At 69.9% G+C, this 15778-nt stretch carries 11 protein-coding genes and 1 pseudogene; 2 read left to right on the top strand and 10 right to left on the bottom strand.

Annotated elements, in window-relative coordinates; all coding sequences use genetic code 11:
* Positions 1-448: 448 nt before the first annotated feature.
* Positions 449-1249, top strand: a complete 801-nt coding sequence (locus ACFY2B_RS45055; protein ID WP_390768872.1) for a GNAT family N-acetyltransferase — start codon at positions 449-451, stop codon at positions 1247-1249.
* A 68-nt stretch (positions 1250-1317) separates the two neighbouring features.
* On the opposite strand, the gene ACFY2B_RS45050 is transcribed toward ACFY2B_RS45055, so the two are convergent.
* The 3 genes from ACFY2B_RS45050 to ACFY2B_RS45040 form a co-directional block, all read right to left on the bottom strand.
* Positions 1318-1869, bottom strand: a complete 552-nt coding sequence (locus ACFY2B_RS45050; protein WP_390768871.1) for an AAA family ATPase — start codon at positions 1867-1869, stop codon at positions 1318-1320.
* 114 nt (positions 1870-1983) lie between these two features.
* Positions 1984-5436 (bottom strand): phosphodiester glycosidase family protein, encoded by a 3453-nt coding sequence (locus tag ACFY2B_RS45045; protein ID WP_390768870.1) that lies wholly within the window; start codon positions 5434-5436, stop codon positions 1984-1986.
* Positions 5437-5652: 216 nt separating this feature from the next.
* Positions 5653-6816, bottom strand: a complete 1164-nt coding sequence (locus ACFY2B_RS45040; RefSeq protein WP_390768869.1) for an MFS transporter — start codon at positions 6814-6816, stop codon at positions 5653-5655.
* 229 nt (positions 6817-7045) lie between these two features.
* On the opposite strand from ACFY2B_RS45040, the gene ACFY2B_RS45035 reads away from it, so the two are divergent.
* Positions 7046-7390, top strand: a complete 345-nt coding sequence (locus ACFY2B_RS45035; protein ID WP_390768868.1) for an ArsR/SmtB family transcription factor — start codon at positions 7046-7048, stop codon at positions 7388-7390.
* A gap of 53 nt (positions 7391-7443) precedes the next feature.
* Here the strand turns inward: ACFY2B_RS45035 and ACFY2B_RS45030 are convergent, their stop codons facing one another.
* The 7 genes and pseudogenes from ACFY2B_RS45030 to ACFY2B_RS45000 all read right to left on the bottom strand — a co-directional run.
* Positions 7444-9204, bottom strand: coding sequence for a SpoIIE family protein phosphatase (locus ACFY2B_RS45030; protein WP_390768867.1), 1761 nt, complete (start codon positions 9202-9204; stop codon positions 7444-7446).
* 581 nt (positions 9205-9785) lie between these two features.
* On the bottom strand, positions 9786-10658 hold the full coding sequence (locus tag ACFY2B_RS45025; protein ID WP_390768866.1) for a prephenate dehydratase: 873 nt from the start codon (positions 10656-10658) through the stop codon (positions 9786-9788).
* Positions 10659-10804: 146 nt separating this feature from the next.
* Positions 10805-11581, bottom strand: a complete 777-nt coding sequence (locus tag ACFY2B_RS45020) for a polysaccharide lyase family 7 protein (RefSeq protein ID WP_390768865.1) — start codon at positions 11579-11581, stop codon at positions 10805-10807.
* 547 nt (positions 11582-12128) lie between these two features.
* Positions 12129-12299, bottom strand: a complete 171-nt coding sequence (locus ACFY2B_RS45015; RefSeq protein WP_390768864.1) for a hypothetical protein — start codon at positions 12297-12299, stop codon at positions 12129-12131.
* A 530-nt stretch (positions 12300-12829) separates the two neighbouring features.
* Positions 12830-13900: an SAM-dependent methyltransferase gene (locus ACFY2B_RS45010; RefSeq protein WP_390768863.1), complete on the bottom strand. Its 1071-nt coding sequence runs from the start codon at positions 13898-13900 to the stop codon at positions 12830-12832.
* 229 nt (positions 13901-14129) lie between these two features.
* Entirely contained in the window at positions 14130-15488 is a 1359-nt protein-coding gene (locus ACFY2B_RS45005) for an ABC transporter permease (RefSeq protein WP_390768862.1), read from the bottom strand.
* A pseudogene (locus ACFY2B_RS45000) lies at positions 15488-15778 on the bottom strand (ABC transporter ATP-binding protein); the annotation flags it as partial. The pseudogene ACFY2B_RS45000 and the gene ACFY2B_RS45005, both read right to left, overlap by 1 nt.

The following is a 15778-nucleotide window of genomic DNA, read 5'->3' as shown; positions in this document are numbered from 1 at the left end:
GCCGCCGCGGCCGACGTGCTGATGCCGGCGACACCGGCCAGCGCGCAGGTGAGCCCGGCGGCCACGATCCACGCGCCTTTCTTCTTCGACAGCACACGCGGCGCACCGCCTCGGCGCGCCCGCGGGACCGCGGTCGCCAGAGGCGCTCCAGCGGGCTCGTGCTGTGTCATGCCATCGTCAAACATGGGGCCGCTCCTCGGTCGAGCAACGAACACCGCACAGGGTGCTGCCCGGTCATATGAGACTGCTCTGGTTTCGCTGTGATTTCGCTTGGTGATCCACCGCTTGAGGGCGCATTCCGGTCGAGCCGCGCCCCCTTGCGCGACCAGGACACCCCGAACGACGAGGCCGTGCAGAGGAAACCACCGGCGCGGAGCCGCCGGAGTGGGGTACTACTTGGCCAGGAGTTTCCGCCGGCTCGACGACATGTGACATGTGGGGGTTACGGGTGGCTGATCGTGCGGAGTCCGTCGAATCGGTGGAGCAGCTCGCCGTGGTCTGGCGTGCCATGGTGCTCGACCGCGACGCGGGGGCGGATGTCCGTGACCTTCCCGGTATCGCCGTCCGCTGGGCCGACTGCCGGTTCGCGTTCTGGAACTGCGTCACCCTGACCGACGTGGACACGGACCCGGCCCTCCTCGGACGACGGCTCGGTCAGGCGGCGGACATCATGCGCGCGAAGAAGCACCAGGGCTTCCTGTGGGTCTTCGAAGACCTGCTCGACGACGCGGCCCGCCCGGCACTGGGGACAGCGGCCGAGCAGGCCGGCCTGCAATACGCCTTCGCCGGTACGGGCATGGCCGGCGACCTGCTCCCGATCCCCGAACCGGGCCACCCCGATCTGACCTTCGTGCGCGCCACGACCGACGAGCACCTGCGCGCCTACGCGGATCTCAACTCGCGCGGCTACGGCTTCCCCCTGGAAACGGGCCGCGACGGGCTCACCGGATCGGCACGGTGGAAGAACGAGGTCCATGCCTACCTGGGCCTGCGGGACGGTGTCCCGGTGACCTGCGCCGGCACGGTCGAGGCAGCAGGCCGCCTCTTCGTGGTACTCGTCGCCACCCACCCGCAGTGGCAGCGCAGGGGCTACGGCGAGGCGGTGACCCGCAAGGCGCTCTCCGAGGGGGCCAGGGCCACCGGACTGACCCGCGCCACGTTGCACGCGACCGCCGCCGGGGCTCCCGTGTACCCGCGCATCGGCTTCAAGCCGAACTCGCCGATCCACTTCTACGGTCTGCGGGACTGACCTACGGCCTGTCGGACTGACCTACGGCCTGCGGGACCCGACCTGTGGTTTGCGGGACTGACTTGTGGTCAGCTCACCAGGGCGCGATGGCGGGCTTCCACCAGGATGCGATCAGCGGTCTCCTCGGGAGTGAGCTCCGCGGCGTCGAACCACCAGCCGCTGTCGCCGAGTTCGCGCTTCATGTCGGCTTCGAGACCGTCGTAGCCGTCGAAGTCGAACCGTTCCCGGGGATCGCGGATGGTGTTGCGGTACCGGCATGCCTCGGTGCCCGGTGCCAGAACGACGAACAGGACCCGCCGAGCCGACAGGAGGGAGACGAAGAAGTCCAGTTGTGCGCGGTCCGGGATCACCCAGTCGATCACGGGGGTGAATCCGGCGTCGGCGACATTGTTCGCCAGCGTGCACAGATTGCGGTTGCACAGCTCCACCTGCCGTGCCGCCTCGTCCGCGGGCTCGCCGAGCGCCCAGACCCGGCCGCCGACGATCAGCCTGCTGACGAAGTCGCCGTCCAGCCGGGCCGAGCGGGGCAGGCGTTCGGCGACGAGCCTGGTCACCGTGGACTTCCCGGCCCCCGGCATCCCCGTCACCAGCAGAGTGTCCGGCGTATCGGCGGCGATCACACGGCAATCGTGTCAGCGCGACCGATGGGAGCAATCCCTTATTTCCCGGCACGGCGCGGGGAACGCCGCCGACGGGGTGCCCGAACACGCTCGGGCACCCCGCCATGGGTCAGGTCACTTGACGGTGACCTGGGCGCTGCCCGTGACGCCGCCGGAGGTCACCGACACGGTGACGGTGCCGGCGCGGTGGGCGGTCAGGACTCCGGTGGCACGGTCCACCGAGGCCACCTTGGGGTTGCTGGAGGTCCAGACGTGGGAGGCCGGGTCCGCGATCGGGATGGTGAGCGGTGCGATGTTGTCACCGGCGACCTGGTCGCCGGTCGCGGTCACCGTGACGTGGTCACCCTTGGCGACCGGGTCCGTGGGAGCCTTGACACCGATCGACGCGAGCGCGGGCTCGACGGAGTACTGCAGGTTGCCGTCGTCACCGATCCGGATCAGACCGAAGTGGTAGATGCCGCCCTGGTCCGCAGGGGCGTAGGCCGGCATGCCGAGGTCCGCGAAGGTGAACTGCGGGATGCCCCCCTCGGCGGTGGTCACGCTCTGCCCCTCGGGGTTCAGGATCTGCTCGGAGAAGCCGCGCGCGTGACCGTACATCATGATCACGTGCTGCTTCGGGTGCGTCTCCTGGTAGCGCTGCACCAGCCGCAGATACATCCGCGCCTCCCAGCGGTCCGTGAACTGGCTGTTCGCGGCCGGGTGCGGGTCGTACGCGGGCATGTGCGTGATGACCAGTACGTCCTTGGCGGTGGCGTCCGTCAGCTGCTCGACCAGCCAGGGGTACTGCTCGCCCGCGGGATCCTGGAAGGGGTCCGAGGACTGCAGGCTGCCGTGCGAGTTGTCGGTGACGATCAGCCGTGCCGCGCCCTGGGTGTAGGCGTAGTGGGTGTCACCGAAAGTGGCGCTGTAGTTGCCGTTCTCGGAGTCGGCGCCCTGAGTGATCTCGTGGTTGCCGACGATGTCCCGCTCGGGGATCCCGAGGGCGTCCATCTTGGACTTGGCGAACTGCAGGTCCGCCAGTTTGCCGTCGTCGGACATGTCACCGAGGAACTGGGCGGCGTCCGGCTTGGCCTGCGGGGTGAGGGTGGGCAGCCGCCCCGCGATCGAGTCCATCACGTTGCTGCTGACCGAGCCGGGGTCATTGGCGAGCATGTGTGCGTCGTCGCCGCTGAGCAGGGTGGTGCCGCGCTTGGCGAAGTCGGCGGAGTCCTCCTCGAAGGACAGCCACTTCGGGTTCTGCGGGACGGCCTGGTAGGCGGGCGTCGTGACCGGCCGCGGCGAGTACAGCGCCTCCAGGCCCCCGAGGCTGAGCGAGCCGCTGTAAGAGGTACTCGGGCTGATCGCCAGGAAGTCGATGAAGCTGATGGTCAGCGGGAACTGCATGCCCGCCGGCAGCTGGGCGACCGCCAGGTGCCAGTCCTTCCAGGTGACGGTGGTCGGGTAGAGGGTGGTCGACGAGCCGTTGACGCCGATGTACTTCTCGGCCAGCTCGATACCGTTGCCGTCCCCCTTGATCCACACACCGATTCCGGTGGGGACCTGGCCGTTGTTCGTGTCGGTCTTCAGGGTGGTCTTCGGCGAGAGCACCAGCTGCTTGACGCCGGAACCGGCCGGCATCGAGTAGTCGAGCTTCAGCGATCCCGACGCGGTGGAAGCCGGAGGCACCACGCCGGGGTCGGCGGTCAGCGCGGCAGGCCGGCCGGTGGTGTTGTTGCTGAGCCGCCAGACGTCCGTGCTGGTCATCGGGTCGATGGTCTTGGTGACGTTGCCGACGGCGATGGACGTGCCGGCCGTCGTGCCCGCGACCGTCGCGCTCACCTCGGCGAGACCGCCGTTCTCGGCGTCCGCGGTGAACAGGCCGTGCGCGTCGACGCCGCCGAGGTCGTCCGGGGTGACCTTCCAGGTGGCCGCCTCGGCGGGGATCTGCACCGTGGCGCCGTCCCTGGCGGTTCCGGACAGGGTCAGCTGCTGGGTGGCGCCGTTGTCGAGGTCCACCTGGCCGGGCGAGACCGTGAGGGACTTGAGGCCGCTGACGACCTCCAGCTTCTCGGAGGTGGAGGTCCTGCCGTCGGAGGCGATGATCCGGCCCGTGCCGGTACGGTGCGGGGTGAGCTTGCCGTTCTCGTACGTGGCGAGGTCCGAGGGCTCGATCCGCACCTGGACCTGGCCGGCCGCCGGGTTGTCCAGTTTGTCGAGGGAGTACACCGGGAGCGGGATCGAGCCGCCGTTGACGGTGGTGACCGTCTTGCCGCCGTTCACCACGACCTTGACGGCCTCTCCGGCTTGCTTGGCGGTGGAGTAGAAGAAGATGCCGTTGGCGATCGGACGCTCGGTGTTGCCGGGCAGGTCGGACGGCGTGTTGACGACGTCGGCCTGGTCCGCGCCGGGAGCGCGGCTGACCATGGTGGTGGAGCCACCGCCGTCGAACAGCATCGCGGAGTAGGCGCCGTGGGCGACCATGTAGCCGGCGACCTGGTCCGACGTCACGCCGAAGGCCGTGGAGGCACCGCCGTGGCCGTCCACGGCGACGACGATGGCGTGCTTGCCGTCCTTGGTGATGCCGACGGCGGTCTCCGGGTTGGCGCCGCTCGGCGGGGTGCCGGTCGGGTCCTCGTAGACCTCGCCGTCCTGCACCAGCGTGTCGACACCGCTGACCAGCTGGGTGACATCGTTGTCGGGCGAGAGCCGGGTGGTGATGCCCACCTTGTCACCGCTGTGCAGGTTGTCGCCCAGCCACTGTCCGCCGTCGCCCGCGCCGAGGAGGCCGAGCTGACCGGTGGTCAGCCGCGGCACCGTGGTGACGCCGGTCTGCACGCCGTCGACCACGAAGCCGCCGTCAGTGGTGTGGCCGAGCACCAGGGTGGAAGGCTTGGCGAGATCCGGGGTCTCGCCGAGGTCGGGGGTGACTTCGGTGATGCCGCCGGTGGCCATGTCGTTGACGGTGTTGACCGAGGCGAGCGAGTGGGTCGCGGAACCGTCGGTGATCGTCCCGGAAAAGGTCTCCGGTCCCATCACCATGCTGCCGTCGGGCTTGATGCCCAACTGGGAGGCGAAGCCCGGCTTGGGGCTCTTCAGCAGGTGCCCGTCGGAGACGATGCCGCCGAGCGGGCGTCCGCTGGCGTGGATCTCGAAGTAGTCTCCGTTGACGCCTGCCACCGCGTGGGTGCGGTGGGCCATCGACGACGGGGTCTCGTCCGCCGGGTTGGTGAGGGTGTTGCCGGCCTCCACCGTGCCGACCCGCAGGTTCGGGTCACCGAGGTCGGCCTTGAGTACCTGGATGTGCTGCCGGCCGCCGACGGTGTCATAGGTTTCGCTGTAGTGCTGCAGACCGTGGGTGACCGTCTCGGCCGGCGTACGGGTGTAGTCGACCACCTGCGGCCAGTTCTCCGGTGTGTCCGGAAGCCAGTTCCGCCCCGTCGCCGGTCGGCTGTCCGCGGCCGTGGCGTCGGAGGCACCGAAGGCGGCTCCCGTGCCGGTCACGGCACCGGCGAGCGCCAGCGCCGCCGCGGTCGCCAGCGCGGTACGGCGGACGCCGGCCCTCGCGGGTCTCTGTGCACGAAGTCTCATTGCGTCTTTCCTCGCAGACGTGTGCGCCGGTGGACCCGGCGCACACAGCCACCGCACACCGGTCCGGCGGATCACAGGTTTCCGTTCCGGGTGACGCAGATGACCATCAGCACTGCCCCGGCACCGCATTTGGTCAAGGTGCGGCAAAAATCAACTTTCATGACCTGAAGGGACTCTCAAGAGGGCACCGCACACGTCCGACGGACGGAACTCGGATCAGCCGACGGCGCCGTCATCAGGGGCCGGTGGCGGGGCGGCCGGTTGGCGGCGGTGTGCACGGGCGAGGAGCGACAGCACCGCCAGACACAGCACGGCGACGCCGCAGGCGAAGTACCGCACGGCGGCGAGCAGTCCGGCGGAGGCGGCCAGGAAGCCTGCACCGATCACGGGGAGGCCCACGCCGAGGTAAACGATCACGTAGAAACCGGACAGCACGCCGGCCCGGCGTTCGGCGGGTGCGGCCTGGTTGACCGCGGTCAGGCTGCCGAGGAACGCCAGACCCTGACCGGTACCGGCGATCACGATCGCGGTGAGCAGCAGAATCAGGGAGGAGAAGCCGCCCGCGACGGCGAGCAGCACCAGCCCGGCGGCCAGCAGCGGCAGACCGAGAAGCTCCAGGGTCCGTGCCGGCGTGCCGTGGCCCATGAGCTGGGCGAGGGCGGAGCAGGTCAGCATCAGCGCCACGGCCGCACCACCCAGGAGCAGGTTGTCGCTGTCCGAGAGAGTCGCCACATACGTAGGGACGAGAGTGAGGAACAGTCCGATCACGGCGAACGCCAGGAAGCCGGCCGCCCCACTCGTGGCGAACACCGTACGCAGGGTGCCGGGAATCTCGGGACGGCGGGAGCGCCACGGTCGCCTGGAGCGGGACGCGGGAAGCGCACGGACGGCAGCCGCCGCGGGCGCCAGTAATACGATCTCGACCGCGAAGGGCAGGACGTTCGGGGCCGGGGCGTACTGGGCGAGCAGTCCGGCCAGCACCGGGCCGAGCCCGAGACCGCCGACGGAGGCAACGGTGGACACCAGGGCCGCTCTGCGGTGGTCGCCGGTCGGTTCGAGTTCCGTGAGCGCCGCGGTGAGCGGCCCCGATGCCGCTCCGAGTGCCAGGCCCTGCAGGACGCGGGCGGCGAACAGCCACCACGTGGTCTCGGCGAGGGCGAAGGCCAGTGATCCCAGGGCGGCCACGACGACCGCGGGAAACAGCACGCCGCGATGGCCCACCGCGTCCGCGACCGGCCCGGCGAACAGCAAGGAAGGGATCAGTACGGCCACGTATGCGGCGAAGATCAGCGTGACGAACAGAGGTGAGAATCCGAAACGTTCCGCGTAGCCCCGGTACAGCGGCGTGGGCAGATTTGTGCCGGTGAGCAGGATCAACAACGTGTAGGCCGTGGCCCAGAACCGCCATCGCCGGCCTGGGGCCGATTGCCCACGCGAATCCGGCGGCGCACCCAAGCGCAGGGCCCGGCGGGCGAGCTGTGGTCGTCGGCCGGCGTGGGCGGTGGCGGTGAGGCGCCTGAGTGGCATCCGTTCCTCCGGCATCATGTTCGGGAAATGCGAACATAGCAGATGTTCGGAGGTGCCGAACATCGTGAAGTATGCTGTGGGCATGGCCAGTCGCACCGCGACCGAACTCGTCCACCCCGCACGCGACCAACTGCGGTTCACCACCGTGCTGGCCGCCCTCAGTGACCCGGTCCGGCTGGCCATCGTCATACGGCTCGCCGACCTCGGGCCCGAGGGTGAACAGGCGTGCACGACATTCGAGCTGCAGGTCAGCAAATCCACCCAGAGCGGCCACTTCAAAGTCCTGCGAGAAGCGGGCGTGATCCGCCAGCGCGACGAGGGCACCAGGCGCCTGAACCGACTACGCCGAGACGATCTCGACGTCCGCTTCCCCGGGCTGCTCGACCTCGTCATTCCGCAGGGGCGGCAGGTCGTCTCCGGCGGGTGAGCGGGGATGGGCGGTCGGTGTCGGGTGGGTGGTGGCCCGTGTGGGAGTCCCGTTCAGGGCTGGTCCAGTTCGAACCACACCGACTTGCCGCGTCCGCGCGGGGCCTTGCCCCAGGACGATGCCAGGGCCTCGACGATCAGCAGGCCACGGCCGTGCTCCGCCTCGCTGTCGAATTCCTCGGTGAAGGTGATCGGAGCCGGGACCGGCGGCCTGGGGTCCCAGTCGCAGACGTCGACCCGGATGCGGTCCGGGTGCTCGCGCAGCCAGAGGTCGACGTCGCTGTCGGCGTGGACCAGGGCGTTCGTCACCAGCTCGGTCGCGAGCAGTTCGGCCTCGTCGCTCCTCGAACCCCAGCCCCACGCATCGAGTTGGTCCCGCACGAACCGGCGCACCCTCCGCGGTGCCTCAAGGTCGTGCCGGTCCACCCGCAGATGCACCACGCGGTGCCCGACGGTAGGCAGGGTGTCCCGGTAGCCGGCCAGGAGAAGGGCGGCATCGTCCTTGCGGTAGCGTGCCCCTGCCGCACGGGCGCAGATGCGGTCGGCGATGTCCTCCAGGTATCCCTGTGACGTGGACAGCAGACCGGAGATCTCCGCCAGGCCCGTGGAGTAGTCCGGCGAGTGGGAATGCACCAGCCCGTCGGTGAACAGCGCAATCGTGGCCCCGGTCCGCAGCGTCACCTGCGTGGCCTGGTACACCGTGTTCTCCGCGACCACGAGCGGCGGTCCGATGAGCTCCTCGTGGAGTGCGAAGACATCGTTCTGCGCGGTACGGATCAGGGGACCGGGATGCCCGGCACACGCGATCTCGGCCGTCCCCTGCATGCGGTCGACCCAGACACAGCAGCAGGTGACGAACCTGTCCGCACCCAGCTGCCACAGCAGCGCGTTGGCCCGGGTGAGCACCTCGGCGGGGCCGTGTCCCTCGGCCGCGTACGCCTGCAACGCCGTGCGGACCTGGCCCATGAGCGCGGCGCTCGCGACGTTGTGGCCCTCGGCGTCACCGGCCAGGAGACCGGCCTTGTCGTCCGGCAGTGCCAGGACGTCGAACCAGTCGCCGCCGGTCGCGCTGGTGGAGGCCGAGAAGTAGCGGGCCGTGATGTCCAGGTCGGTCAGCTGGGGCAGGCGCCTGGGCAGCAGCCGTTGCTGCAACTCCCGGGCCGTCGCCTGCGAGGCGTCGAACAGGCACGCCCGTTCCCATGCCGCCGACACCAGGTCGGCCATGGTGACCAGCCAGGCCCGCTCCTCCGCGGAGAACGGATGGGGGTGTGTGAAACCGAGCAGCACGGCGCCGATGGTCCGTTCACCGCTCAGCAGCGGCAGCACGGCGGCCGCCCGGAGGCCGGCCCTGAGTCCGGGGCTCAGCCCGGCCGCCCGGACGTTCTCCTCGGTCTCGTGGAAGAGACCACGCCCCGAGACCGGCAGGTCCAGGCCGGATTCCCTGGCCTCCATGACGGGTTGCGTCATCGTCTGCGGGAAGCCGCTCTGGCCGACCACCCGGACCCGGTGTCCCTCGAAGGACATGAGGGCCATCTTCTCCGCGCCGCTCGGCCGGGCCATGCGCTCTATGACGGCGCTGACGACGTCCCTGAGCCCGGTCGCCCCCGACAGCGCCGACTCCAGTGTGCGCGTCCGGAAGAGCCACGACGTCCCCGCCGCGTCCCTCGACTCATCGCCGCTGGAAGCCAGGAAGAAGCGCGGATTCGGAGTCTCCGCCAGCGCGGTGAAAAGCCCCTTCTCGTGCCTCAGTTCTTCTGCCGTGGCAGCGCAGCGTTCGGTGTCCTCGATAGTGATCGTCCGTCGCTCTTTCGGCATGGTCCAGACGAACGTGAGAATTGCTTTGGGGGAATATCCGTGCATCATCGGAGTCGCTGCCACGAGATAAGGAAAAGGAATGGTGATATTGCGGGCCGCGGCTCCCGGGAAATCCCTCACTATTTGACGTCCGGCCTGAAAAGCAGTTGCCAGGGTGTAGCGCTCGTCGGACGTCGAAACATGGTCCGGTGTGATGAACAATGAAATGGGTCCGCCGACGACGAGGGCGGGGGTCAGCGTCGTTTCCAGTTCGTCGACGAGGTAAATCGCCGAACTGCTCGCCCCGAGTCGGTGCACGGTTTCAAGCATCACCTCGGCAGCGTGTCGGATGCTGTCCTCAGGTGTGGGGGTTCCCTCGGCGTCGATACCGTGGCCGTCGTCCATGGTGCCTGCCAGCGGGTGGGGAACGGACCACCCATTTTAGCGATGTCGGCGTTTCGGCGCACACGTCGGCACGCACCGGGTTCGGGAACAGAGCGGTGAAACGGCCGGCGACACGCGCCGGGCCGTCACCGGATGGAACGCGTCGCCGTCATGTCGCGGCGCAATGTCAGGAATCCGCGGGTGGCCGGGATCGCACCTCAGTGAATCGGATCGCCGCGGAATCCGCCAGGGGCGGTTTCCCGCAGCCGGTGCGGGTGGGCGGGGTACACGCCGATGATGCGCACCTCGGAGGAGAAGAAACGCAGTTCCTGCACGGCGAGCGCGACGCCCGGCGCGTCGGGGTGGCCCTCGACCTCGACGTAGAAACAGCTCGGGTTGAGACCGGCGCCCAGCTGATAACTCTCGATCTTGGTGAGGTTGACCGCGTTGCTGGCGAAACCGCCGAGCGCTTTGTAGAGGGCGCTCGGGATGTTGCGTACGGCGAAGAACAGGCTCGTCATCGTCGGCTCGGCGGTCAGTGGCGGGACGGCGGACTCACGGGAGAGGACGATGAAGCGCGTGGTGTTGTCCGGGTCGTCCTCGACGCCGGCGCGCAGCACCTCCAGGCCGTAGCGCTGTGCGGCCGCCGGCGGGGCGAGCGCCGCGTGCCGGGGGTCGCCCAGTTCCGCGACCTCGCGGGCCGCCCCCGCCGTGTCGTCGCTGACGAGCGTGCGCCAGCCGCCTTCCCGCAGCACCTTCCGGCACTGCCCGAGCGCGTGCACATGGCTGCGTACGCACTCCACGTCGGTCAGTGCCGCTCCGGGGACGCCCATGAGGTCGAAGCGGATGGCCAGGAAGTACTCCGCGATGACGAACAGGCCGGATTCCGGGAGGAGGCGGTGGACGTCGGCGACCCGTCCGGCGGCGGAGTTGTCCACCGGGATCACCGCCAGGTCGGCGGTGCCGAGGGTCACGGCGTCCAGGGCCTGCTCGAAGCCGGTGCAGGGCAGCTCGTTGCTTCCGGGGTACAGGATCTGGGTGGCGGTCGCCGAATTGGAGCCGGGTTCGCCCTGATATGCGACGGTCGTCACCTTGTGTCACCTTTCAGCCGGGGAGTCTGGGTCGTCGTTCGGTGGGAGGTCCACCGTAGCCAGCCGGTGCCGGTTACCGGCGCGCTGTCCACAACGAGAGACTCCGGAGGGTCCGGCTCCGCGTCGGCGCCGGACCCTCGTGGCCGTCATCCGTGGGAGACGGTCAGCCCGTAGAAGGCGACGCGTGCGCCCTTCGTGGTGCTGTCGGAGGACGACTGGTTGTAGGAGCCGGCCTTGAAGTACTGCTTGTACGGGTCGAACGAGGTGGGGATGGTGTAGTGCGTGGTGCTGCCGTTGACGGTCAGATCGATGGTACGGCCGCCGGAGACGGCGATGGTGTACGTCCAGGTTTTGCCGACGGGGACGTGCCCCACCGTGTGCGGCGTCTGTCCTCCGTCGGGCGAGTTCTCGATGCCGACCACGATGTCACCGCTGGAGCGGTAGTAGAGCTCCACCAGGGGCTTGGTCGAGCTGCCCCCGGAGCCGAGGTGGATCTGGCCGACGCACACGTCGGAGGTCACCGAGACCACGCGCAGGGTGGCGCTCAGCCGGTGATTGCCCTGGAGCGGCCAGTCGGCCGCGCTGCCGTCGCGGTTCATCTCCCGCAACTCCGAGCGGGCGTACTTGGAGTTGGGGGTGGTCACGCCCTTCTCGGGTGCCCAGAAGGTCATCGCGCCGTCGCGCTTGTCGGTGTAGAAGTAGTCGTCCTGGTAGCCGTTCGCCCCCTGGAGCCGGGACGACGGGATGGTGGTGGGCTTTCCGGGGGAGCCGACGGGCTCCTGGAGCTGCCAGACGGACAGGTCGAAGTTGCCGCCGGGCGCCTTGCCGGGGTCCGCGGCACCCGCCTCGGTGGCGCTCAGCAGGGTCAGGGCGGCGACGAGGCCCGCGACGGAGGTCGTGGCCAGAGCTTTGGAGCGGATCACGGGAGGCTCCTTTCAGCCGGTGTGATCGGCGAAGACGCTGCGGTGCTTCCGGACGGCCCGGTCCTTGCCGGAGCGGCGGGCGGCGGGGCCGCCGGAACTGGGTGGTCGCGCTGGGCGGACCGGAACGTCAGCCGGACCCCGTCGTGTTGCCGAGACCTGTGGTCAAAGAGAGGTGTGCCGTGGCGAGTTCGCTGCCTGCCGCGTAGGGGCGGTACCGACGACGGGTATGCCGGTTCATGAATGTGATCAGCCTTTCGTCTGGAGGAGACGATGAGGGAAGGCATCTTCACGTATATGAATGATGGGCGCGCCTGTGAATGATGGCGTGCGGGTGACCATAAAGGTCTGAACCAAGCCTGTCAATAAGGTGGCTGCGGTGCCCCTGCCTGCGGGCGGGCGATGCCCCGTCGTCTACTGTGCCGGCCTGTTACGTCACGGGCGGTGGCTTCCTGTCATCGTGGCGGAGCACAGCCACCGCAGGCCCGACGGCGAGCCGGACTTCGCAGGTTCGGGCCCGGCCGCGTGGTCCGCTTCACCGGTGTACCAGTCACTCGTCGGTCGTCCGGGGAGTTTCGGTGGCCGAGGTGGCGGCGTTCGCGCCGGTGACGTTCTTGGAGCGCGGGCGCGGGCGCGATTGGCGGGGCGGGGCGATCACCGTACCGGGGATCCGGACGCGGCGCAGACGAGCGGGCTCGTGGGTGGGTTCAGGTCGTTTCAAGACTGCTCCCGTCGGTGCGCGGCTCCCTGGGAGCGGCGCACGCCTGTCGGTTGATCACGTGAGTGATCGGGAAAGCGCCAACGACGAAGCCGTCATTCCGTCACATATGCGTGAACCATTTCACGCCAGGAGAAGGAATAGTCCCGCGGGCGTGATGTCCACGGACGCGCCGGTGAGCCGGGCGCCGGGGTGAGCAGTGTTCCCGGCCGCTTGGGTTCGCCGTGCGAGGCCGACTGGCCGCGTTCCGGGCGGCGGTGACGGTGCATGACAAACCGGCCGCCGTGCCATGTCGTGCCCCCCCCGCAGGCGTACCACGCCACCGACGGACCCGGCGTTCCAGATGGTCCGCTTCCCCGCAGGTTCGGACCGCCCGCTTCCCGGCGGGTTCCGGGCGCCTGCTTCCTGGCGGGTTCCGCTTGCCCGCGTCCCGGCACTTCCCGATCACTCGCGTCCGATCGGCTTCCGGCTGCCCGCGTTCGGGAAGGTCCCGGGGTCGTCGCCGTCGTACCGGGTCGCCGCCTCGGCGGCGGTCAGCCTGGGGAGAGCCGGTAGAACCGCCAGTACGGAGTGTCGACGGGCAGGACCTCCACCTTCGCGAAACCGGCTGCCTCGGCATACGCACGCAGGGTCTTCGGACGCATCACGGTGCCGGTCGCGGCGGTGTCGGGGGTGCCCATCGCGTCCGGCAGGCAGGCGATGAGACTCCAGCCGTAGTCGCACTGCTCCCGCTCCGTGCCGGGGACGGTGAACTCCTCCTCGGCCCGGACGTCGACCACCATGACCCAGCCGTCGCCGGTCAGCAGTTCACGTGCTGCCCGGAGCGCGTCGACGGGCCTGGCCATGTCGTGCAGCGCCTCGATGACCGTGACCAGGTCGTACCGCCGCGACGGGCGGAACTCGGCCGCGTCGGCCACCTCGAACCGGACCCGGTCGGCGACTCCCGACCGCCGGGCGTACGCCCGGGCCGTCTCGATGCCCCGGTCGTCCAGGTCGATGCCGTCGACCGTGATCAGCGGATACGCCGACGCCATCGCGATGCTGGACCAGCCCATGCCACAGGCGATGTCCGCGACACGCGCGGCCGGCCGGGCCCGCAGCCGGCTGTCCAGTTCGGTCAGGGAGGGCAGCCACTGCCTGCCGAGCAACTGCTGGAACAGGGCACGGTTGGTGTCCACCCGGCCCTCCGGCTCCCAGGGCAGCGGCGGCGGCGCCTCGCCGGTCCGATAGGCCCGCACCACATCGGGCAGCCGCCGTCCGTACCTGGCGAGTTGCACGGCCGTCTGCGCCCCGAACAGCACACTGTCGGCGTCGGCCAGCACCGGGACGTGCTCGGCGGGCAGCCGGTACCGGCGTTCCCAGGCGTCGCCACCCGTGCCCACCACACTGATCAGGCCCCGTACCGCCTGGTGTTCCAGCCACTCGGCCGTGTACCGGGCGGCGGTGCCCGTACGCGCCGCCAGCTCGCCCGCGGTGATCGCCGTGCCGTCCGCCATCGCGCGGTAGTACCCCAACTGGTCGCCCAGGTAGACCGAGTTCATCTCCAACGCGCCGATCGTGCTGCGGAACAGCTGCGCGGACAGTTCTTCTGCGCTCATGGTCATGGACGCGGATGGTACGGGGCCGCGCTCGGCGGGTACTTCCCCCGACTCCCCGGCCGACGACCGCGCGGGACGGCCCCTGGCGGGCGGACGGTCCCGGTGCGGGGCGTTCGGGGTGTGGAAAGGGGCCCCTGGTGACGGAATGTGTCGGCCGGGGGGCCCCGGAGGAGGACGTGTTCAGGTCAGCAAGGCGTGGCGCTGCGGCGGCCCCGTCGCCGTATCGGTCGGGGAGTCATCCCTGGTGACCGGAGGAGAGCAGTTCGACGTTGCCGTCGAACTGCCACAGCGGGTTCGGCGCGTCCCCGGTCGGGGTGCGCAGCAGGAAGTAGCCGTTCACTTCCTTCGGCCCGTCACCGTCGGCGACGTAGCGCCCGTCCGAGGCGACGTCGAGCTGGTAGATGGCCTGTCCGGTGACCTTGACACCGGGGAGATTCCAGGAGACGACGCAGTGCCAGTCGTTGCCCGGGCCTTCGGCCGCGGCGTCCATGCTGCCCTTGTCGCAGGCCGCGGTGGCCTTCAGCTGGGCTTCGGTGACGGCGGGCCGGTGGAGCTGATCGGTCTGCTGACGGTAGAGGTGGGCGAAGGCCGTGGCGACCGAGCGCTGCACCTTGTCCTTGTCGATCCCGGAGCCGGTGGCCCCGGTCGACGCGGCGACGACCGCGACTGCCACGCCGATCAGGCCGGCGAGCGGCAGGGCTCCGGCGAGGATCGCCCGGCGGCCCGAGCCCTCGTCGGTCAGGTTGGTGAAGTCGCGGCGCACGAAGAGCAGGTAGGCCAGTACGGTCGCGGTCACGGCCCAGACCAGGCTGACCGCGATGCCGGTCAGGAGCGGACCGAGCTGCCCCGGATCGGTGAACAGGCCGTTCCAGGAGATGAAGGCGTAGCCGGGCAGGGCGAGGCGTACCGCGACGGGCAGCGGAAGCATCTGGGCGAGCTGCATCGCCAGCGCGACGAGCGCGGGCAGCAGCAGGCCCATCGGGGAGCGTCCCAGCGTGACGGAGCCGAGCAGACCGATCGCGGCGAGCGCCAGGGTCGGGGCCAGGGCGCAGGCCCAGGCGAGCAGGACGTTGGTCGCGGCGTCTCCCGGCGACAGCAGATGGCCGTCGAGACCGACCAGCGGCTGGTTGCCGACGGACGCGAGCCCGCCGACCACGCTGGAGGCGACGAGCCCGACCACGAGCAGCAGGATCACGGTGAGGCTGGCCAGCGTCTTCGCCAGGAAGATCCGGCGCGGCGAGCGGACCGCCACGAGCAGGTGGCGCCAGGTGCCGAGCCGGTCCTCCGAGGCGAACACGTCGCCGGCGACGACCGAGGTCAGCAGTGGGAGCGCCCAGGTGCCCGCGAAACCGAGCAGCACCAGCGGTCCGGCCCATCCCGTGGCGTGCATCTCGCGGCCGAACAGGGTGTCGGTGGGCAGCGTGCTCTGCTGGCTCACCGCGGTCACGAAGATCCCGGGCGCGATCCAGCAGGCCAGTACCAGCAGGCGGATCCGCCACTGCGAGACGAGCTTGACCAGTTCGAAGCGGTAGCCGCGCGTCACGGGGACGCGGCGGGCGGCAGCGACTTCGCCGGTGGCGGCTATCGCGGTCATCAGTTGGCCTCCTGCTGTTCGGTGAGGGCGAGGAAAGCGGCTTCGAGGGGCGAGACCACGGGGGCGAGTTCGCGCAGTGCGACACCGGACCGCACGAGTTTCACCACCAGGTCGTCGAGGGCGGGCACCAGCGCGCGGACGACGAGCACGCCGCCGTCCTGCCGGGCCCCGGCCCCGTCCACGGTCCGGATCCCAGCCGTGTCCCCGGCCAGCCGGCGGGCGGCCTCCGGGTCGGAGGTGAGCAGCCGGTAGTCCAGCTCACGGTTCTCGGCGGCCAGCTTGGACAGCGG

Source organism: Streptomyces sp. NPDC001270 (assembly GCF_042896695.1).
Taxonomy (GTDB): Bacteria; Actinomycetota; Actinomycetes; order Streptomycetales; family Streptomycetaceae; genus Streptomyces.
The sequence above is the reverse complement of the archived record's forward strand: the minus strand, read 5'-3'. Positions and strand labels throughout refer to the sequence as shown.